The organism is Deltaproteobacteria bacterium (genome assembly GCA_026712905.1).
GTDB lineage: Bacteria > Desulfobacterota > Binatia > UBA9968 > JAJDTQ01 > JAJDTQ01.
Window position 1 is genome coordinate 58713 of record JAPOPM010000163.1, and the last position, 19741, is coordinate 78453.

Sequence of the window (19741 nt, forward strand, 5' to 3'; positions counted from 1 at the left end):
GCGGCGGCGACGGTGCGGAAGACCATGATGAAACGGCTGAGACTCCAAACGGCGTGTCGTGTCCTGTGGCTCGCGGCCCTGCTCGGCCTGGGAGCCGCGGCGCCGGGACACGCCGCGGACGAGCCCGCGTCCGAGATCGAGAAGGCACGGGAGTTGCTCGGTGCCTGGGCGGTGGAGGAAGCCCGCCCGGTGGTCGACAGCCTGCTGGCGGCGGACCCCGGCTCGCTGGACGCGCTGGATCTGGCGGCGCTTCTGGCCTACTACGAAGGCGACTACGACAAGGCCCTCAAGACCGTGGAAAAGGCGCTGGCCGTGGACGCCGAGGACGAGCAGCGTCATGCCCTCCGGCTGCTGCTGCAACAGACTCAGGACGTCACCGCAGGGTTCAGGCGTTACGAGAGCGACCACTTCGTGCTGCACCTTCACGAGGAGAGCGACGGCATCCTCGCGGAGCCGGCGCTGGCGGCGCTGGAACAGGCGCACCAGGAGGTGGGGCGCGCCCTGGGCTACTGGCCGCGCGGCAAGGCGCGCATCGAGATCGCGCCCGACTCGCGCTCCTTCATGGCCATCACCACGTTCACCCTGCGGGACATCGAGGGAACCGGCGCCATCGGCCTGTGCAAGTTCAACAAGGTGATGGTCATCTCGCCGCGGGTCATGGCCCGCGGCTACCGCTGGCTGGACTCGCTGGTTCACGAGTACATCCACCTGGCCATCGTCCACCTGACCCACAACAAGACACCCATCTGGCTTCACGAAGGCATCGCGCGCTACTACGAGACCGTGTGGCGCAATCCGACGCAGGGCGAACGCCCCGACTACCTCACGCCGGCCAACGAGACCCTGCTGGCCACCGCCGTCGAGCAACAGGAGTTCGTGAGCTTCAAGGACATGGAGCCGTCCCTGATCCGCCTGGACACGCCGCAGCAGGTCCAGCTCGCCTACGCGGAGGTGGCCTCGGCGGTGGACTACATCACGCGCATCAAGGGACCCGCGGGCATCCGCGAGGTGCTGTCCCTGGTGAACCGGCTCTCCACGGCGGAAGCCATCGAAGCGGTCATGGGCATGCCGCTGGACGGCTTCGAGGCGGATTGGCGGAACTTCGTGGAGGGCCAGGGGCTGACCACGGTTCAGGGCAGCCGCATCCGCACGTACAAGCTGGCGGAGGAAGGCGGCGACCCCCCGCCCGTGGAGCTGGACGAGATCCAGTCGGAAATCGCCCGCAACCGCACCCATCTTGGCGACCGGCTGCGCACGCGCGGCCGGCTGCGGGCGGCCAGCGCCGAGTACCGCCGGGCGCTCCGCGCCGGGCCCAACTCCACCATCATCCTCAACCGGCTGGGCGAGACCCTGATCCAATCGCGGCTCTACGACGAGGCGTTGCCGCACCTGGACAAGGCCGGCTACCTCGACCCCGACGCGGTGCACACGTACTATCTCAAGGGCCAGCTCCACCACGCAACGGGAGAACACGCGCGCGCGCGCGACGCCCTGCGGGAAGCCCTGCAGATCAACCCGTTCCACCCTGGGGTCTATCGTGTGCTCAGCCAGGTCTACGAGGCCATCGGAGACGACGCGGGCGTGCGCAAGACCCGCGAGATCATGCGGAAGCTGCGCGGATAGCGCAACCGGAAGGAATCACACCCCCATGGACGACACGGACAAGAACGTGGGCGCCGACGAAGCGCAACTACTGGATCAGGAACTGGCGGCCATCGAGGAATTCGGCGCGAAGCGGCGCACCATGCTCGGGGAGATCCGCAAGGTCATCGTCGGCCAGGACAAGGTCGTCGACGAGGTGCTCATCGCGCTTTTCTCCAAGGGCCACTGCCTGTTGGTGGGGGTGCCGGGGCTGGCCAAGACCCTGCTCATCAGCACCCTGGCCGACGTGCTGGACCTGCAGTTCAACCGAATCCAGTTCACCCCCGACCTGATGCCGTCGGACATCACCGGCACCGACATCCTCCAGGAGGACGCCGCCACGGGGCGGCGGCAACTCCAGTTCCTGAAGGGGCCGATCTTCACCAACGTGCTGCTCGCGGACGAGATCAACCGGACCCCGCCCAAGACCCAGGCGGCGTTGCTCCAGTCCATGCAGGAGTACCGTGTCACGGCCGGCGGCACCACCTATCCGCTGGACCTGCCGTTCTTCGTCCTGGCCACCCAGAACCCCATCGAGCAGGAAGGCACCTATCCCCTGCCGGAAGCGCAACTCGACCGCTTCATGCTGAACATCGAGGTGTCGTACCCGCCCCTGGAGGACGAAGTGCAGATCGTGATGCAGACCACGTCCACCAACCACCCCGAACCCGCCAAGGTGATGGACGGCCCGGCGATCCTCGGTTACCAGGAACTCGTGCGGCGGGTGCCGGTGTCGCCCTTCGTGGTGAACTACGCCGTGTCGCTGGCCCAGGCCAGCCGGCCGGGCAATCCCCAGGCCCCCCAAGTGGTGAAGGACTACGTCGAATGGGGCGCGGGGCCGCGGGCGTCGCAGTTCCTAGTACTGGGAAGCAAGGCCCGCACCATCCTGGACGGGCGCTTCGCGGTATCGGTGGAAGACGTGCAGGCCATGGCGCCGTCGGTCATGCGCCACCGCATCATCCCCAACTTCAAGGCCCAGGCCGAGGGTTTGTCGTCGCTGGACATCATCGCACGGCTGATGGAGGAGGTGCGCCCCGCCGCCGAGGGCAGCGCCGCGGCGTGAACAGCCGCATGCTGCTCCACTTCGACTATGACGGCGTTCTCGTCGACTCCTTCGATGCCTTGCTCTCCGCCTTCCGGCAAACCGCCGTGGACACCGGTCTGGGGCGCCCGCCGACGCGGCATGACTTCGAGACCATCGAGGACCTGAACGCCACGGGCGTCGCCACGCTTCTGGGCGTGTCCGAGGATCGCATCGAGGACTACACCCGGCGCATTCACGAGGTGCTGGGGGCCGGCGGTTACGAGCCCGCCCTGTTTCCCGGCATTCCCGGTCTACTGCGAGCGCTCTCCGAAGAGCACACCCTCGTAGTCGTCACCTCCAACTACGAACACATCGTCAGGCACGGCCTCGCCCGCAACGGCGTGGACGCGTGCGTCTCCCTGGTGCTCGACGCCGGCCGGCCCGGCACCAAGAGCGACAAGATCCGGCACGCCCTCGAACGCTTCGAGGTGCCGCCGGGTGAAGCCTTCATGATCGGCGACACGCGCGGAGACATCCACCACGGCCGTGCCGCCGGAGTCCGGACCGCCGGCGTCACCTGGGGCTATCAGGCGCGCGAGACCCTGGCGCTGGAATCCCCCGATTTCATCGTGGATACACCGGAAGAGTTGCTCGAGTTGCTGGGCGACGGAAACCAGACACCGCACTAGCGTGTTTACACGCGCATCCCGGACATCATACGATAGGGACGTCTTGAACCTGAAACTCGAACCTGGAAAGGAATTTCCCATGTCAGAACGCACGGCATACGTCAACGGCGAGTTCTTGCCCGAGAGTCGGGCGAGCATCTCCATCTACGATCGCGGTTTCCTGTCCGGACTGGGCGTGTTCGAGCGGACGCGCACCTTCGGCGGCGAGATCTTTCAACTGGACCGGCACATCGCCCGGCTCTACCGGTCGCTCAAGGCGGTGAAGCTGGATGCCGGCCTCACGGCGGACGAAATGCACGAGACCACCGTGGAGCTGGTGAAGCAGAACAAGGGACTGCTGGGAGCGGACGAGGACTATTTCGTGGGCCACTACGTCACCCGCGGGCCGGACAAGGCAGGGCGTGCCACGGTGGTGATCTTGTGCGAACCCATCGGCTTCGACAAGTTCGCCCACCACTACATCTACGGCGGCCACGTCATCACCACGCACATCCGCGCCGTTCCCACCCAGGTGTGGGACCCCAAGATCAAGAGCACCAGCCGGATGCACCTGTGGCTGGCGGAGCAGCAGGCCCAGTTGGTGGACCCCGAGGCCTATGCCCTGCTGTTGACCCTGGACGGCAACGTCACCGAGCTCACCGCGGCCAATTTCTGGATCGTGCGCAACGGGACGCTGGTCACCGCGCCGGTCCAGACCATTCTATCGGGTGTTACACGGGGCGCGGTGCTGGAGATCGCCCAGCACCTCGACATCCAGGTGGAAGAGACCGACTTCCAGTTGTACGACATCATGAACGCCGACGAAGCGTTCATGACGACGACTTCCCGCTGCGTGCTGCCGCTCACCCGCATCAACGGGAACGCCATCGGCGAGGGCAAGCCCGGTCCGGTGGTGGGGCGGTTGCAGAAGGGCTGGACCGAGGTGTTCGGGCAGGATTTCGTCCTTCAGGCACTCAAGCACATCGACAAGGACAAAGTGCCGGAGGGCGAGGCCGTACCCCTGTGACACGGCCTCACGCGTTGCACGCCGCCAGCGCCTTGAGCGCGAACTCCCGATCCTGGCCGTAGACATTGACGATGAGCTGGCCAAGGCCCTCCACGGCCCGCAGCTCGGCGATCTTCCGCGCACAGTCGTCCGGCGTTCCCGCCAGGGTCATCTCCCGGAAGAGATCGTCGCCCAGGGCGGAGCGGAGCGTCCGCGCCACTTCATACTCGTGGTCCTGGCGCGTCACCGCCTCGCGCACGTGCGCGCGCAACTCGGGTGACAGCAACGGCTCCGGCGCCCCCAGGACCTCGTGGGGGATCCGCAGCGCCGCCTTGAACAGCGTCCGGCCCACCTCTGGCGCCAGGGCGTCCAGAGCCTGCTCGGTGGTCTCCGCCACGACGCAGTGGGTCCAGGCACAGATGTAGAGCGCATCCGGATCGCGGCCGGACCGCGCCGCTCCCTCGCGGATCTTCCCGATGGCGTAGCGCAGGAACCGCGTGGACCCGCCCGGACTGATGATGGCGCCGTCGGCGGCCTCCCCGGCCAATGCGAAGGTGCGCGGTCTTTCCGCCGCCAGCAACAGTGGCGGCTTGGTCTCGGGCACCGCGGGGAGCCGCAGCCGGCGGCCGTTGTACGGCACGCTCTCGCCCTGGAGGAGCCCCTGCACGACTTCCACGCTCTCCTTGAACGCATCGAAAGACGACGGCTTCCGGCCGAGGAACTTCACCGCGCTGTCGCCGAGGCCGAGGCCGAACTTGACCCGGCCGCCCGTGAGGATGGCGAGGGTGGCGAAGCTGTTGGCCACCACCGTGGGGTCGCGGGTCTGCAGATTGGTGACCGCCAACCCCACGACCGCGCGTGAGGTGGCCATGGCGCAGTAAGGCATGGACACGTAGGGCTCGGCGCAGCGCGGCGAATCGTAGAGCCAGATGTGGTTGAACCCGGCGTCCTCCGCCTGGCGCGAATGCGCCGCCAGCATCGACGGATGGCGCGCGCGCAGGCCCAAGCCGAGATCCAGACTTCCGTTTCCCATGTTCCTTTCCCCTCGGACCTTGGCCGCGACCACGGGCCTTGGCAAAGGGCCGGACGTTCCTCTCCCGGGGCCTGGTGCGGTGTCTGGTTAATTGCGCGAATCAGCCGAACGCCACACTACGGTCCGTGGTGCGTGGCCAGGGGGCTGGTGTCGGTGAATTCCATCATCCTGCGGGCGAGGGCCTCGAGGAGTTCCGCGCGCCGAGCGCCGGGCTCGTCCCAGAGGTTGCGCATCTCGTCCGGATCGTTGTCGAGGTCGTAGATCTCGCCCCAGCCGGCGCCTTCGTAGAGGGTCAGCCGGCGCTCCGGCGTGATCAGGGTGCGCGCGCGGAAGTTGTTGGGCAGGCCCATGTAGCCGCGGCGCTGGTGCTCCTCGATGAGCAGCGAGTCATAGCCCGTGGCGCCGCCGGCCATGGCGGGCAGGAGGCTCACCCCCTGCATGCCGTTGTGTCCCTCCAAACCCGCCCGGCCGAGGATGGTGCTCGCCAGATCCAACGTGCCGCACAGCCCCGGGTTCACAACGCCCCTCGTCCCGGTCGCGGGATCCACCCAGATGAACGGCACGCGCACGAGGCCGCGGTAGTGAAGCGCGCCCTTGAGCAGAAGCTGGTGGTCGCCCATGAAGTCGCCGTGGTCGCTGGTGAAGACGATCACCGTGTCTTCGGCCAGACCCAGTTCCTCAAGCCGCGCACGGATGCGGCCGATGCCGTCGTCGATCATGGTGATCATGCCGTAGGTGAGCGCGATGGCTTCGCGCACCTCCTTGGCGGTAACGGCGAAGGTGCGCTGGCCGTCGCGGTTGGCCTCGCCCCGGTCGCGTTCCTCGTAGAGCCGCGCCAGGTGTGGCATCACCGGTTGCTCGCCGTGGTGAAAGGAACCCGGCAGGGCGATCTCCTCCGGGTGGTACATGTCCCAGTACCGGCCCGGTGGCGTGAACGCGTGATGCGGGTCCGGGAACGAGCACTGGAGAAAGAACGGACGTTTCCGGTCGGAGCGCGCGTGTTCCTCGAGGAACGCCATGGTGCGCTCGGCCACGTAACTCGTGGGATAGAGCTCTTCCGGCACGCGGGTGCGCCACGCCTGGGGCGCCTCGTAGCCGTTGCCGGGAAGCTCGTGGACGCGCCCGCGCAGGGAGGCGGGGTCGGGGTGACGCGCGCGCAGCCAGCGGTCGTAGTGCCCCACCACCTGGTCGGCGTGCTTGATGCACAGTTCCACGTGCTGGAACCCGTAGTAGGGAAACACCGGCTCGAACTCCGGGTCCCGTGCCCAGGTGGACGGCAGCTCCTGGTCGTAACGCCCGCCGACGTCCTTCCGCGCCTCGCGGAGATGTTGCGGCGGCCGGGTGCGGCTCGGGTCCGGCTCCGGCATACCGACGACCGGGAGGTCGTCCTTGATGCTCTGGAGGTGGCACTTGCCGATGAGCGCCGTGTGGTAGCCCGCCGCGGCCATGACGTCGGTGAACGTCGTCGCCTCCATGGAGAGCGGAATGCCGTTGTGCCGCACCCCGTGAAGCGACGGCATGCGCCCGGTCATCAGCGTCGCCCGGTTGGGCATGCAGATGGGCGTGGCCGTGTAGAACCGCTCGAAACGGGTGCCGGCGGCCGCGAGACCGTCGATGTGCGGCGTCCGCACCACCGGATTGCCGTAGCAACCCAGATGGTCCGCGCGGTGCTGGTCGGTGATGATGAAAAGGAAATTGGGTCTGTCGCTCATTTCGCTCCGTCCATGCCCTGAGTCGCGCTAGTGCTGCTACGCGATATCACGATGGATCCAACTCGGCGCCGCCCGCGGCCGGCTCCACCTCCATGGAATTGAGAACACAGGCCAGCAGAATATAGTAGCCGACGAGCGCGGACAGTTCCACGCATCCCCGCGCTCCGAAACTCTTCTCCACCGCCGCGAACGTCGCGTCGCTGACGCGGTGGGAGCGCAGCAACTCCCGTGCGTAGCGACGGATGTCGTCCTCCTCCTCGGTGAGCCCGGACGGCTCCGTGCGCGCGCGAATGGCCTCGATGCACTCGTCGGAGATTCCCGCGGCGCGGGCGTGCCCGGCATGCACCGACCACTCGAAGCCGCAGTCCAGCTCCCGTGCCACGGTGAGGATCACCAGTTCCTTGAGTTTCTGCGAGAGTCCCATCTCGAAGCGCACGTGGGCGCCCAGATGGGCCACGCGGCCGGCCAGCTCCGGGTTGTGCAGGAGCATGGGAAATGGCCCCTGCACCTGGCCGCGGCTCTCGGCGATGGCGTCGAACACCCCGTGGTGCTCCGGGCTCAGGTCTTCCCTTTTCTCGATCTTCGCGATGCGCGCCATGTTGTCTTCCCCCTTGGTTTCGTCGCGTTGTTCGGCCGGGCCGCGACACGGTGCCCTGTTTCACATAACCCTGTCATCGGGATATTCCCAGCACTGGAGATGCCACCCCCCGCCCTCCACCGCCAGCGCGGCCTTGTAACCGTCGCCCGCGTCCAACGCGCGCAGGGACCACCGCGCCGCTTCCGCGGGGTCGTCGTCGAAACGCAACAACTTCGCCGGCTCGCCCGGCCGCAAGGTCACGTCGAAGCGGCTCAGCCCGAGCGCGATGCCCTCGCCGTGGGCCTTGATGAACGCCTCCTTGCGGGTCCAGCAGTTGAAAAAGGCTTCGCGCTGTTCCCCCGCCGGGAGTTTCATCAAGGCATCCACCTCCGCCGGCGAAAACGAGTGCCGCGCCACGCCTGTCACGTCGGTTTCCGGGCGAACACGCTCGACGTCGACGCCGACCTCGCGGCCCACGGCGAAGGCGTGGAGCGCCAGTCCATGGGAATGGGACAGGTTGAAACGCACGTCGCGGCCACCGGGGCTTTGCGCCAGCGACGGCTTGCCATGGGCACCGTAACGAAACTCGAGGGACCCGGGCTCCACGCCGAGGTACCGTCCGAGCAGAAGCCGCAGCGCGCCCCGGGCCACGGTGTAGCGCCGCCGGTCCTCCTCGTAGAGAAACCTGGCCGCCCGCACATGCTCGTCAGGAGCCAGGACATCGCGAAACGACTCCAGACGGGTCGGCGAGACCTCCGTGGCCGTACGCCACACATGGACCGCGTCGCGAGTGAGCTCCACGCCCCGTCCCGGAGACGGCCAGGCAGTCATGACACGCTCCTGTCAGCGCTCGTCCCGGTCGCGCGGGCAGGCTCGGAACACGCCGGCGGAAGCAGAGGGATCACCGTCCCCAGCCCCGGTAGAGCTTCAGCGGCGTGATCACCGCCGCGGCCGCCAGCAGCAGGGCGCCGCACAGGTAGAACACCGAGCCCATCCCGTAGTGCTCCACCAGGTAGCCGCCGATCACCGGTCCGGGCAGGGTGAACAGGCTGTTGGACAGGAACGTGATCCCCAGCGAGGTGGCCTGAATGCGCGAGCCGGCCACATCCACGATGGCGGCGGCGGTGACGTTGGTGAGAGTGTAGAAGAACAGGCCGATGAGAGTCACCACGATTCCCAGGGGGATCCCCGCGTCCACCAAGGGGACCAGCGTGTAAAGCACGGCCAGCATCAGGAACGCCGGCACCAGCACCCACTTCCGTCCCAGCCGATCCGAAAGATAACCGAGGAACGGCTGGGACACCGTGCCCATGACGTGCAGCAGCGCGTAGTAGGTGCCCACTCCGGTGTACGAGTAGCCGAGGGTTTCGATGACGTAGAGTGGGAAGAAGGTCATCACCAGGACGCGGCCGGTGTTCATCAGGCCGTTGGCCAACGCCATGCCCAGAAACGCCGGATTGCGCAGGAATTCTCCGACGGCCGCCGCCTGCCCTCCCCCGCCGCCGGACGCGGCGGCCTGCGTACGAAACACCCCACGCAAGCCCAGCCACAGGGGAATGCCCACCAGCACCGCCAGAACGAGTTGCAGCGCCATGATGGGACGCCACGGATACAACACGAACAGGAGCCCCACCACCACCGGCGTCAGGGTGTCGCCCACGGTGGCCCCCATGCCGTGCACGGCGAAGGCCGTGGCGCGGTGTTCCGGGAAGCGGCTGGAAAGGGACGCCATGGCCGTGGGATGCCACAGCGCGATGCCGGCCCCCACCAACCCGGCCGCGACCAGCGCATACAGGTAAGTCGAGGCCATGCCGAAGATGAAGTACGCCAAGCCCATGGCGAGGAGGGCCGAGGACAGGATAGCGGTGCGATGGCGCGCCAGCCGGTCCCCCAGAAGCCCCGCGGGCAGGTTCACGAGTCCGGTGGTCAGCTCGCGCATGGTCGTGAGCGCCCCGACCTGGACGTAGCTCAGACGCAGGGCCACCTTGAGGGGCTCCAGGATCAGCGGGAAGAGCTGGCCGAACCAGTGCACCGCGAAGTGCCCGCCGGTGACGTACCCGAGCAGCACCAGCCTGTCCCTGCCGATGGCGCGCAGTCCGCTGTTTCGTTCGCCCACTGTGTCGTCCAAACCGATGGTCGGATTCGGGGTGCTTCCTCACGGGAGGCGCCGTCCACCATTCGTCGTCAAGTCCTCAAGCGTAACCCATCAACACCGCATAATCCAAAGCTCGAATATCCATCCCCCTGGCTTGCTGTTGCGCCTTGAGCTTACCGCCGTTAAATGGTTAGCTGCCGTAATCGGTCATGGCCACCACCGAACAAAGCTACTTCGACCCCGCGGTACTGGCGCGGCTGTCGAACCTGCACCTCAAGGCGCGCTGGGTCGTGGAGGGCGTCATGGCGGGGCTCCACCGGAGCCGGGCCAAGGGGTTCAGCGTCGAGTTCGAGCAGCACCGCGAGTACGCTCCGGGGGACGAGATCCGGCGCATCGACTGGAAGGCGCTGGGCAAGCTGGACCGCTACTTCATCAAGGAATACGAGGACGAGAGCAACCTCAAGACGCACCTGCTGCTGGACGTGAGCGGCTCCATGGACTACGCCTCCGGCGCCGTCACCAAGTTCCAGTACGGCTGTATCCTGGTGGCGTCGCTGGCCTACCTGATCCTCCGGCAGCAGGACGCCGCCGGCCTCACCACCTTCTCCGACCGCATCGACTCGCAACTTCCGCCCAAGGCCACCCGCGGCTACATGGTGGAGCTGCTGCAGCGCCTCGAGGCCGAGACCACCCGGGGCGACACCGATGTCGGCAAGGTGCTGCTGGAAGTGGCCGGCGGCATCCGCCGGCGGGGTCTCGTGGTGCTGGTGTCGGATCTGCTGGACGACGCCGAGTCGGTGCTCCAGGGGCTGCGCCTGTTCCGCTTCAAGGGCAACGACGTGCTGGTCTTCCACATCATGGACGAAACGGAGATGACGCTTCCCTTCTCCGGCAACACCCGGTTTGAGGACATCGAGGACCCGGGACTTCGGGTCACCGCCGATCCCAAGGCCATCCAGGCGGAGTACCGCCGGGTCGTGACCAACCACATCGACACGCTGCGGTCGGGATGCCACCAGTACGCCATCGACTATCAACTGGTGTCCACGGCCACGCCGCTGGACCAGGCTCTGGTGAGCTATCTGAGCTGGAGGAAGTAACCTGGCGTTCCTCTACCCGCTCTACCTCGTGGCCCTGGCGGCGGGCGTGATCCCGCTGGTGATCCACCTGCTCAACCGGCGGCAGCAGAAGCGCCTGCGCTTCCCCGCGGTGCGCTTCGTGCTCATCTCGCAACGGCGCGTGGCGCGCACCTACAACCTGCGCAATTGGCTCCTGCTGGCGGTGCGTACGCTGGCGGTGCTCTTGCTGGCGCTGCTGCTGGCGCATCCCCTGTGGGAGACCGGGGTCGGCCTCGCCGCCCGGGGCGCGCCCCTCACCACCGCCATCATCGTGGACAACTCGCTGAGCATGGAGGTGCGCGGGGACGGTGCCCCCTTCGACGAAGCCAGGGACGCCGCCGGCCTCATCCTGGAGGCGTTGGACGAAGGCGACCGCGCGGCGGTCATCGCCACCAACCCGGTGGGGTCCGTCGCACCGGCCCTCAAGACGCCCGAGGAAGCGACCCTCAAGGATCTGGACCCCCTGGCCGTCAGCGCCGGCACCGCGGACCTCACGGGCGCGCTGCGCACGGCCTATCGGCTCCTGCGCGGGGCCGGCGGGCAGAAAGCGCTGTGGGTGGTCACGGACCTCGGCGTGGCGGGCTGGGACCGGCTGTCCCTGCCGTCCGTAGGCGAGTTCGATCCCACCGTGCCGGTCAAGATCGTCACGGTGGGTGCGGCGGAGACGCCGGCCAGTGCCACCATCAAGACGCTGGAATCGCGCACCACGGACGTGGCCCCGGGACTCGACCTCGAGCTCGCCGCCACGGTGGTGAACTTCACCGCCGGCGAGATCCCGGGCGTCACCGCGCGCCTCACCATCGACGACAAGGTGCGCGACGAGAAGCAGGTGACGCTGCCGGCGGGGGCCGAGGCCACGGTCGGCTTCCGTTTCAAGCTGGAGCGGCCGGGGAGCCATTCCGGCCATGTCTCGCTCCACGGCGACGGATTTTCCGGGAACCGGCGCCACTACTTCACCATCCATACCCGGGACCGCCTTAACGTCCTGCTGGTGGACGGCGATCCCCAGCGCGCCTTGGTGGCGAGCGAGACGTTCTTCCTGAGCCGCGCGCTCAATCCTTCGGGCGACCTGGCGAACTCGGTGCTCCTGCCGGAGGTGATCCTGGCGGGCGCCCTCGGCCAAGTGAACCCCGAAGGCTACCAGGTCGTGACGCTGGCCAACGTGCCGGACCTGCCCGAGGCCTTCGTGGCCCGGCTCGCGGCCTTCGTGGAAGGCGGCGGCGGCTTGCTGCTGTCCCTGGGCGACCGGGTGACCGCGGCGGAGTACAACCGGCTCCTGTGGCGCGGCCCGGTGCCGTTGCTGCCGGGTCCCTTGGGGGAACGGCGGCGCGTGCCCCTGGACCAGAACGTCGGCGTGGATGCGTTGGACGCGGCCCACCCAGCGCTGGCGGCCTTCGGCGACAAGCGCCTGCTGGACTCCCTGCGCGCGGCCAGGGTCTCGTCCTACTTCGAGGTGACGCCCACCGGCGGCCGTGTGGTCATGCGCCTCAGCAACGGGCAACCGCTGCTGGTGGAGAAGGAAGTAGGCAAGGGCCGCGTCCTGCTGTTCACCACGAGCGTGGACAGCGCCTGGAACAACCTGCCGCTCAAGACCGGCTACGTGCCGCTGATGCAGTCCGTGGTCTCCTACATGGCGGGCGGCAGCCGTGGTACCGTGGACACCGGTATCACCGCGGGCGAGAGCAAACACTGGACCGTCGCGCCCATCCACGCGGGCTTGGGCCTTCGGGTGGTCGACCCCAGGCGGTCGGAGAAAGCGGTGACGTTTATAGCGCTCAACGGCAAGGCCGGCGGGGCTTTCCACGCCAACCACTTCGCGGGCATCTACCGGGTGGTGCCGCATTCGGCCGACATGGACGTGGCCGGGCTGTACGCGGTGAACCCGCCGGTTCTCGAATCGCGCCTCGAGCGCATGGGCGCCGAGGAACTGGAACGGAAACTCGGCCCGGTCGACCACGAGGTCATGGCGGCGGGCGTCCTGTCCGGGGGCGGCAGCCGCACGGATCTTGCACTGGCCCTGGTGGTGTTGCTCATGGCGACGCTGCTGTTCGAGGGCTGGCTGGGACAACGAAACTATGAATAGGCGAAGGTTCCTGCAAGGTCTCGTGGGAACGGCGGCGGGTGCCGCCTGGGGACTGCCGGCGATGCCCGCGGCGGCGCAATCGCCCGCGGCGGGTCAAGCCAACCGTCGCATCCAGTTCGTCTTCGCGCAGGTGCGCTACCGCGGCGGCGACTGGGACCCGCGGCCCCGCGCCACCACTCCGATGATGGAAGAGCTGATGCGCCGCACCAGCGTGGAAGCGGAGAAGGAGCGGCGCGTGGTCGCCCTCACCGACCGGGAGCTGTTCTCGTACCCCTTCCTCTACATGGCCGGCAAGTACGACTTTCAGCCGTTCTCGGAGAGCGAGGTGGAGAACCTGCGGCGCTTCCTCTCCTTTGGCGGCTTCCTGCTCGCCGACAACACCCTCGGACAACTGGGGTACGGCTTCGACCGGCGCTTCCGCGCGGAGATGAAGCGCGTGTTCCCGGAGCAGGAAATGCAGAAGGTGCCGCTGACCCACGCGCTCCTGCGGAGCTACTACCTGATACGCAGTATCGGTGGACGCGTCGCCACAAGCTCCTATCTGGAGGGTATCCACCTCGGAGAGACCACGCCGGTGGTCTATTGCCACAACGACCTGGCCGGCGCCTGGGAACGCGACGGACTGGGGCGCTGGAGCCACCCCTGCGTTCCCAACGGCGAGGCGCAACGGCGCGACGCGTTCCATCTCGGCGTCAACCTCATCCTCTACTCCATGACCGGCAACTACAAGCAGGACCTGATCCACGTGCCGTTCATACGACGACGGCTGACACAATGAGCCAGCGTGACGGAATGCCGACGGACCCATCCGCCATTACCGCGGAACAGACGGTGTCGAAACGTCGTCCGGAGAAGAATTGGCGCCAAACCCACGGGGCGTCATTCCCGCGGAAGCGGGAATCCAGGCCTTCCCGCTTCCGCGGGAATGACGATTCGAAAGGCCCCCGCCTTATGTGCTTTGACACAGCCTGGGAAGCGGAAATCCAAGCGGGGTGGAGTGATCCAGCAGGAAGGCAATGACAGGGATATCGGACATCGTTCTCGGCGGCGGGGTTCCGTGGTGGCTGGCGGCAGGGCTGGCGCTGGCGGCCGCGGGCTTTCTGGTGCATCAGTTCCGGTTTCTGCTCCGAAGCCTGGGGCTCGGCAAGGCGTCGCTGCTGACGCTCCTGCGGGGTCTGGTCTACGCGCTGCTGCTGCTGTTTCTCCTGGGACCGGCGCGCACGGTGGAGGACCCCACGTCGTTGCGGCGTCCACTGGTGGTGCTCCTGGACTCCTCCGAGAGCATGAAGCTGGAGTCGGGCGAAGATGGCGCCACCCGGCTGGACGCGGCCAAGGAAGCCCTTGGGGCGGCGGGGCTTACGCGCGGGCTGGCCGGAAACTACGACATCAAGTTCTACGCCTACGACCGCGAGACCACCCCCCTGGAGTCGGACGCCCTCGACGGAGTCAGCGCCGCGGGCGAGGCCAGCCGTTTGTTTCACGCGTTGCGGCAGGTGGACGAGAACGAACCGGACGCCGCCGGCGTCGTGGTCGCGTCCGACGGCATCGTCAACCCGCCCGATGCCCTCGACGGGTTCACCGGCCACCCGCGGCCCGTCATGGCCATCGGCGTGGGCGCGACAGAGGGCTTCAGGGACCTGCGCATCACCGGCCTGCGCACGCCCGAGATGGCCTTCCGCGGGCGCGCCACCGCCATCGAGTTCACCATCCAGGCCTTCGGCATGGCCGGGGTCCAGGTGCCCCTCTACTTCAACCTGGGGCGGAACCTGATCTCCACCCACCCCATCACCATCGACCGCGACGCCTACGAGAACCGTGTCACGCTGAACTACACGCCGCGCGAGCTGGGAACCCACGGTTTCACCCTGACGCTGCCGGAACAGGCCGGCGAGAGCATCGCCCGCAACAACCGCAAGGCGTTCCGCATGGAGGTGCGGCGCGACAAGCTCCGGGTGCTGACCCTGTCCGGATCGCCCTCGTGGAATTACCGCTTCCTGCGTTTCGCGCTGAAGCAGGACCCGTTCCTGGAGCTGGTGTCGTTCGTCTTCCTGCGCACCCCCAACGACGTGGTGGACGTGCGCGAGAACGAGATGAGCCTGATCCCGTTCCCCATCGACGAGATCTTCCTCGAAGAGCTGAAGAACTTCGACGTGCTGATTCTCGACGACTTCTCGCATCGCACCTACTTCAACCCGCTCTACTTCGAGAACATCCGGGACTTCGTGCGCGATGGCGGCGGCCTCGCCATGCTCGGCGGCGCGCGCGCGTTCGACCGCGGCGGTTACCACCAGACGGCCCTCAGCACCGTGTTGGCGGTGAAGCTCGACGGCCGCGGCGCCTTCCGCACCGGTGTGGCCGCGCGTCCCGGCCTGACGCAGGCAGGCAAGGCGCACCCCCTGACGCGGGTCTTCGCCGACCCCGCCGCCAACGAGGAGGCCTGGAGCACGCTGCCGCCGCTGACCACGCTCAACGAGGTGGCGCAGGCCGACGGCGAGGTGCTGCTGTCGGCGGAGGTGCGCGGGCGGCAGATGCCGCTGCTGACCGTGCGCCGGTACCACGAAGGGCGTTCGCTGGCGTTCACCAGCGACGACCTGTGGCGCTGGAACTTCGACGCGGTGGGGCGCAACCAGAACCCGCAACTCCACCTGAAGCTGATCCGCAACAGCGTTCGCTGGCTTGCGCGGGAGCCCGCCTTCAACCAGGTGCAGATCCTCGCGGTGGGCGGCTCCCGGCAGCCCGGAGAAAAGCACGAGTTCCGCGTCCGGGTGTTGCGCGACGATCACACCCCGGCCAAGGATCCGGTACTCCAGGTGGTCGTGACCGGGCCGGAAGGCGAGCAGTCGCCACTGGAAGCGTCGCCCACCGACCAGCCCGGCGAGTACCGCGCCGAGTTCACGCCGCGCGTGGAGGGCTCCCACCGCATCGTGGCGCGCGCGGCGGCGGCGGGACAGCCCCTGGGGAGCGCCGCCCACAACTTCCTCGTGGCGCTGCCGTCGGAGGAGAACGACGACGGCAGGCCGCGGCCGGAGCTGCTGCAAGCCGTGGCCACGCGCAGCCAGGGGCTGTTCGTCCCCGCCGCATCCTTGACCGACGCCCACTGGTCGGAGTTCGAGCAGTTGATGGAGCAGGCCACGCCGTCCCGTATCGTGGCGCGAAGCCGCGTGGCCTTGTGGAACGAGCCGCTCCTGTTCGCGCTGGCGGTGCTGTTGCTGGGCGCGGAATGGTGGCTGCGGCGCACCTGGGGGCTGGTGTGAACAAGGCAACGACGCCCTTTTCCCTCATGACCAAACACGTTTTTTCCGGCAATCCCCTGGACCGCGGCGACGTGCAGCGCCGGGACGAGGACTGGCTCAGGCAGACGGCGCGCGACCCCCGTTCCCGCTTCCTGCCCGTGTGGCAACTCGACATCCTGCTGCGCAACGGCGACAGAGCGGAGTTGGGGTGGGTGAAGCCCGCCGACATCGAGAGGCTGGACGTTGACGTACCGCCGGTCTTCCTCGGCCTCAGGGACGGCACCGCCCACTTCGCGGTGGACGTCTCCGCGGTCGAAGAACCCCTGCCCGCGCTGAACCTCGAGGAGCCCTGGGACTTCGTCGAGGCGCGGGCCGCGGCCGCCCAGCTCAAGCCCGAGGACGTGGGCATCCTGGCCCAGAGCAAGGCCCAGGTGGACTGGCACCGCCGGCACCGGTTCTGCGGCGTGTGCGGCGGAGCCACCGAGCAGGGGCGCGGCGGACAGGTGCGCAGGTGTAACGCGTGCTACGCCGAGCACTTCCCGCGCACCGACCCCGTGGCCATCATGGTCATCACCGACGGCGAGCGCGCCCTGCTGGGCCAGTCCCGCGGGCGCCTGGCCCGCTCGGGCCGCTACTCCGCCCTGGCGGGCTTCATCGACCAGGCCGAGTGCATCGAGGAAGCCGTGCGGCGGGAAGTGAAGGAGGAGGCCGGCATCACGGTGGGCGAGGTGCGCTACCACTCCTCCCAACCCTGGCCCTTCCCCTCCTCCCTCATGATCGGCTGCCACGGCATGGCCCTGACGACGGACATCGCCATGGATGACGAGGAGATGACCGACGTGCGCTGGTTCACACGGCAAGAGGTCCTGTCCGCGCTGGCCGGCAAGAATCCCAACCTGCGCGTGCCCGACCCCGTCGCCATCGCCCACCATTTGATCCGGGCGTGGGCGGAGGGGCGGGTCGTGTTCTGACCGGAGGCTTCCATGTCCAAGCCACGCATCGCGGTGTTTTCGGGACCACGCGCCACCATCGCCAACACGCCCGCGCTGGTGACGAGCAACAAGGGGCGGGGGGCGGGCGACCGGCAACTGGACGGCCGGTTCGACCACCTCGTGCCCCAGCGCCTGCACGAGCCCGTGCGCGTGCGCATCGAAAAGTTCAGCGCGCACCCGTTGGAAACCGATGCCGCCGAGGTCTACCACGACGACGGCAAGCCGTACTACGAGGTCGAGTTGCGACCCGAAGACGGTGCCTATCCCCTGCCCTACATGGCACGCCGCGCCGACAACTCGGAAGGCGGCACGCCCTTCGAGGAGAGCGACCTGCGCGATGCGGCCATCGGCTACGGCGGGCGGCAAACCTTCTTCCCGGACGCGTCGCGGCTGTTCGAAGAGATCGACCGCGGCCTGGGCGGGCGCGGCCACGACGGGGCGGCGAGCGAGCTGGACCGGCTCGCCGAGTTCGACTTCGTGCGCGTGCTCCCGCCGTCGGGCTACATGAAACAAGGAGAGGTGGCCGGGCGCGACTTCTTCCCCTACAGTCCCAGGCCCCTCGGAAAGTTTCTCCCCGGTTCGGCCATGGCCCGCGCGCTCAACGTGGTCCAGCGGACCATCGACTCGGGGCGCTACGACGGCTTCATCTGGCTGGAGGGGAGCCCCCACGTCGAAGAGACCCTATACTGGCTGAGCCTGGTGCTGGACACTTCCCTACCCTTCGTGGGCATCTCGTCACAGCGTCCCCACGGCTCGCTCGCCAACGACGGCGACGGCAACATCGTGGACGCGACGCGCTATATCGCCTCGGGCCTCGGCACGGGGCTCGGCGCGGTGGGCATCGTGGACGAGCAGATATTCGCGGCGCGCAACTTCAAGAAGGGCGACGCGCGGCCGGGCGGCTACCGCGCCACCGGCGGACACGGCGGCGTGCTCGGGAGCGCGGGCCACGAGGTGCGCGTGTGGTTCCGTCCCGTCTACCGGACCACGGGCACGTCCGCCGTTGCAGTCAAGGACCTGCCCGCCGAGGTCCGCTTTCAGGAATACGGCGACAGCCCCGAGACCGCGGGCATCCGTATCAAGGACGACGACGGCTCCCTGCGCGGCGACGTCATCGCCGCCGTGCACATGGTGAAGTACGGCCACTACATGGCGGAGGAAGACACGGCGGACCCGGACGTGGAGGTGGACATCATGGCGCGCATCGAACGCGGGCTCACGCAGGAAGCATCGGCGGAACCGGGGGTGCCGCGGTTCCACGGCTTCGTGCTGGAGGGGGGAGCGGGCACGGGCTCGGCACTCCACAGCCAGACCGCGGCCCTCGCCATCGCCGCCTGCCACGGCCTGCCGGTGGCGCGGGTGAGCCGCGGCGACCCGGAGGGTGCCCTGCCCTCCAATCCCAACGATCTGACCATCGAGGGAAACAACCTCGACGCCACCAAGGCGCGCGTGCTGCTGCGCGCCGCCATGCTGCGCCTGGGACGCCTGCCCAAGGCGCGCGACCCCCGCACCCCACCACACGGGAGCGCGAGGCGTCATTGGCGGCAATTGCGCGCTACCAGGAAATATTCGACACTCACTAAACGGGCTTCGAAGGTTTCCTGCACAGGAGGAGAACCATGACCGGCACACTCCGTTTCCAAGGGGCCATCCCGGCCAACTTGCTCCCCTTCAACGAGGACCTGTCGTTCGACGAGGTCAACTACCGGAGGCATCTGTCCTGGCTCGCGGACGTGGACGGCGTCGACGCCATCGTCTGCAACGGGCACGCCGCCGAGGTGTCGTCGCTAAACCGGGAGGAGCGGCGCCGGGCGTTGGCCATCGCCGCCGACGCCGTGGGGGACCGGGTGGAACTCATCTCGGGCATTTACACGGACAACACCCTTGAGGCGGCGGAGCTTGCCAAGGACGCCAGGGCGGAGGGAGCGGCCGGCCTCCTGGTGTTCCCGCCGACGGTGTTCATGTGGGGCGCCCGGCTCCGGCCCGAGATGGCCGTCGTTCATTTCGAGACCATCGCCGAGGCCACCGACTTGCCGCTCATCGTCTTCGAGTATCCGCCGGCCATCGGCATCGGCTACGCTCCCGAAACCCTGGCGCGGCTGGCGGAGATCGACCAGGTGGTGGGGGTCAAGGACTGGAGCAACGACATGGTGGCCCTGGAGGCCAACCTGCGGGCGTTGCGCGGGACCGGCCGCCCGGTGGCGATGCTGAGCAGCTACACGATGTCCATGTTCGGCAGCTACGTGTTGGGCGCGGACGGCTCCATCTCGGGAATGGGCAGCGTGACCGCCGATTTGCACGCGGAGCTATTCCGCGCGGTGAAGGCCGGGGACCTGGATGCCGGCCGTCAACTCAACGACCGTCTGGGGCCGCTCGTGGAAGTGTTTTACGCGCCGCCGTTCGTGGACATGCACAACCGCATGAAGGAGGCGCTGGTGATGCTGGGACGCATCGACAAGGCGGTGGTGCGTCCGCCATTGAGGCGCATCGGCGACGAGGAACGGGAACGGATCCGCGGAGCGCTGCTCAGGTCGGGCCTGCTGCTGCCCTGACCCCGAT

16 protein-coding genes are annotated in these 19741 nt (G+C 68.0%); 11 read left to right on the forward strand and 5 right to left on the reverse strand.

Going from position 1 to position 19741, the window contains the following annotated elements; all coding sequences use genetic code 11:
• Window positions 1-27 precede the first annotated feature (27 nt).
• The 4 genes from OXF11_13415 to OXF11_13430 all read left to right on the forward strand — a co-directional run bounded on the left by OXF11_13415 (window position 28) and on the right by OXF11_13430 (window position 4360).
• On the forward strand, window positions 28-1623 hold the full coding sequence (locus tag OXF11_13415) for a tetratricopeptide repeat protein (GenBank protein MCY4488095.1): 1596 nt from the start codon (window positions 28-30) through the stop codon (window positions 1621-1623).
• Between the two features lie 25 nt (window positions 1624-1648).
• Window positions 1649-2704, forward strand: coding sequence for a MoxR family ATPase (locus OXF11_13420; protein ID MCY4488096.1), 1056 nt, complete (start codon window positions 1649-1651; stop codon window positions 2702-2704).
• Window positions 2705-2712: 8 nt separating this feature from the next.
• Complete coding sequence (locus OXF11_13425) at window positions 2713-3354, forward strand: HAD hydrolase-like protein (protein ID MCY4488097.1); 642 nt, start codon at window positions 2713-2715, stop codon at window positions 3352-3354.
• Between the two features lie 79 nt (window positions 3355-3433).
• Complete coding sequence (locus OXF11_13430) at window positions 3434-4360, forward strand: aminotransferase class IV (GenBank protein ID MCY4488098.1); 927 nt, start codon at window positions 3434-3436, stop codon at window positions 4358-4360.
• Between the two features lie 7 nt (window positions 4361-4367).
• Here the strand turns inward: OXF11_13430 and OXF11_13435 are convergent, their stop codons facing one another.
• From OXF11_13435 to OXF11_13455, 5 genes are all read right to left on the reverse strand, one after another.
• Window positions 4368-5372 carry an LLM class flavin-dependent oxidoreductase gene (locus OXF11_13435; GenBank protein ID MCY4488099.1) on the reverse strand — a complete coding sequence of 335 codons (1005 nt, stop codon included), beginning with the start codon at window positions 5370-5372 and terminating at the stop codon, window positions 4368-4370.
• 116 nt (window positions 5373-5488) lie between these two features.
• Entirely contained in the window at window positions 5489-7084 is a 1596-nt protein-coding gene (locus OXF11_13440) for a sulfatase-like hydrolase/transferase (protein ID MCY4488100.1), read from the reverse strand.
• Between the two features lie 46 nt (window positions 7085-7130).
• Window positions 7131-7682, reverse strand: a complete 552-nt coding sequence (locus OXF11_13445; protein ID MCY4488101.1) for a carboxymuconolactone decarboxylase family protein — start codon at window positions 7680-7682, stop codon at window positions 7131-7133.
• 60 nt (window positions 7683-7742) lie between these two features.
• Entirely contained in the window at window positions 7743-8492 is a 750-nt protein-coding gene (locus OXF11_13450; protein MCY4488102.1) for a 4'-phosphopantetheinyl transferase superfamily protein, read from the reverse strand.
• Window positions 8493-8562: 70 nt separating this feature from the next.
• The gene (locus OXF11_13455) at window positions 8563-9777 is read right to left on the reverse strand and encodes an MFS transporter (protein ID MCY4488103.1); all 1215 of its coding nucleotides are present in this window, start codon (window positions 9775-9777) and stop codon (window positions 8563-8565) included.
• A 188-nt stretch (window positions 9778-9965) separates the two neighbouring features.
• Here OXF11_13455 and OXF11_13460 point away from each other — a divergent pair, with 188 nt between their 5' ends.
• From OXF11_13460 to OXF11_13490, 7 genes are all read left to right on the forward strand, one after another.
• The gene (locus OXF11_13460) at window positions 9966-10856 is read left to right on the forward strand and encodes a DUF58 domain-containing protein (GenBank protein ID MCY4488104.1); all 891 of its coding nucleotides are present in this window, start codon (window positions 9966-9968) and stop codon (window positions 10854-10856) included.
• Window position 10857: 1 nt separating this feature from the next.
• Window positions 10858-12957: a BatA domain-containing protein gene (locus tag OXF11_13465; GenBank protein ID MCY4488105.1), complete on the forward strand. Its 2100-nt coding sequence runs from the start codon at window positions 10858-10860 to the stop codon at window positions 12955-12957.
• Window positions 12950-13735, forward strand: a complete 786-nt coding sequence (locus OXF11_13470) for a DUF4159 domain-containing protein (GenBank protein MCY4488106.1) — start codon at window positions 12950-12952, stop codon at window positions 13733-13735. Before OXF11_13465 ends, OXF11_13470 begins: the two co-directional genes overlap by 8 nt.
• 238 nt (window positions 13736-13973) lie before the next feature.
• The gene (locus tag OXF11_13475) at window positions 13974-16211 is read left to right on the forward strand and encodes a glutamine amidotransferase (protein ID MCY4488107.1); all 2238 of its coding nucleotides are present in this window, start codon (window positions 13974-13976) and stop codon (window positions 16209-16211) included.
• Between the two features lie 26 nt (window positions 16212-16237).
• Entirely contained in the window at window positions 16238-17161 is a 924-nt protein-coding gene (nudC, locus tag OXF11_13480) for an NAD(+) diphosphatase (protein ID MCY4488108.1), read from the forward strand.
• Between the two features lie 12 nt (window positions 17162-17173).
• The gene (locus tag OXF11_13485) at window positions 17174-18805 is read left to right on the forward strand and encodes an asparaginase domain-containing protein (protein MCY4488109.1); all 1632 of its coding nucleotides are present in this window, start codon (window positions 17174-17176) and stop codon (window positions 18803-18805) included.
• Window positions 18802-19734 carry a dihydrodipicolinate synthase family protein gene (locus OXF11_13490; GenBank protein ID MCY4488110.1) on the forward strand — a complete coding sequence of 311 codons (933 nt, stop codon included), beginning with the start codon at window positions 18802-18804 and terminating at the stop codon, window positions 19732-19734. The genes OXF11_13485 and OXF11_13490 overlap by 4 nt, the downstream gene beginning before the upstream one ends.
• Window positions 19735-19741: the final 7 nt, after the last annotated feature.

Excerpts from the sequence above, each read along its gene's own strand:
- OXF11_13415 (MCY4488095.1), top strand. The coding sequence starts at position 28 with ATGAAACGGCTGAGACTCCAAACGGCGTGTCGTGTCCTGTGGCTCGCG.
- OXF11_13420 (MCY4488096.1), top strand. The coding sequence starts at position 1,649 with ATGGACGACACGGACAAGAACGTGGGCGCCGACGAAGCGCAACTACTG.
- OXF11_13425 (MCY4488097.1), top strand. The coding sequence starts at position 2,713 with ATGCTGCTCCACTTCGACTATGACGGCGTTCTCGTCGACTCCTTCGAT.
- OXF11_13430 (MCY4488098.1), top strand. The coding sequence starts at position 3,434 with ATGTCAGAACGCACGGCATACGTCAACGGCGAGTTCTTGCCCGAGAGT.
- OXF11_13435 (MCY4488099.1), bottom strand. The coding sequence starts at position 5,372 with ATGGGAAACGGAAGTCTGGATCTCGGCTTGGGCCTGCGCGCGCGCCAT.
- OXF11_13440 (MCY4488100.1), bottom strand. The coding sequence starts at position 7,084 with ATGAGCGACAGACCCAATTTCCTTTTCATCATCACCGACCAGCACCGC.
- OXF11_13445 (MCY4488101.1), bottom strand. The coding sequence starts at position 7,682 with ATGGCGCGCATCGCGAAGATCGAGAAAAGGGAAGACCTGAGCCCGGAG.
- OXF11_13450 (MCY4488102.1), bottom strand. The coding sequence starts at position 8,492 with ATGACTGCCTGGCCGTCTCCGGGACGGGGCGTGGAGCTCACTCGCGAC.
- OXF11_13460 (MCY4488104.1), top strand. The coding sequence starts at position 9,966 with ATGGCCACCACCGAACAAAGCTACTTCGACCCCGCGGTACTGGCGCGG.
- OXF11_13470 (MCY4488106.1), top strand. The coding sequence starts at position 12,950 with ATGAATAGGCGAAGGTTCCTGCAAGGTCTCGTGGGAACGGCGGCGGGT.
- OXF11_13475 (MCY4488107.1), top strand. The coding sequence starts at position 13,974 with ATGACAGGGATATCGGACATCGTTCTCGGCGGCGGGGTTCCGTGGTGG.
- nudC (MCY4488108.1), top strand. The coding sequence starts at position 16,238 with ATGACCAAACACGTTTTTTCCGGCAATCCCCTGGACCGCGGCGACGTG.
- OXF11_13485 (MCY4488109.1), top strand. The coding sequence starts at position 17,174 with ATGTCCAAGCCACGCATCGCGGTGTTTTCGGGACCACGCGCCACCATC.
- OXF11_13490 (MCY4488110.1), top strand. The coding sequence starts at position 18,802 with ATGACCGGCACACTCCGTTTCCAAGGGGCCATCCCGGCCAACTTGCTC.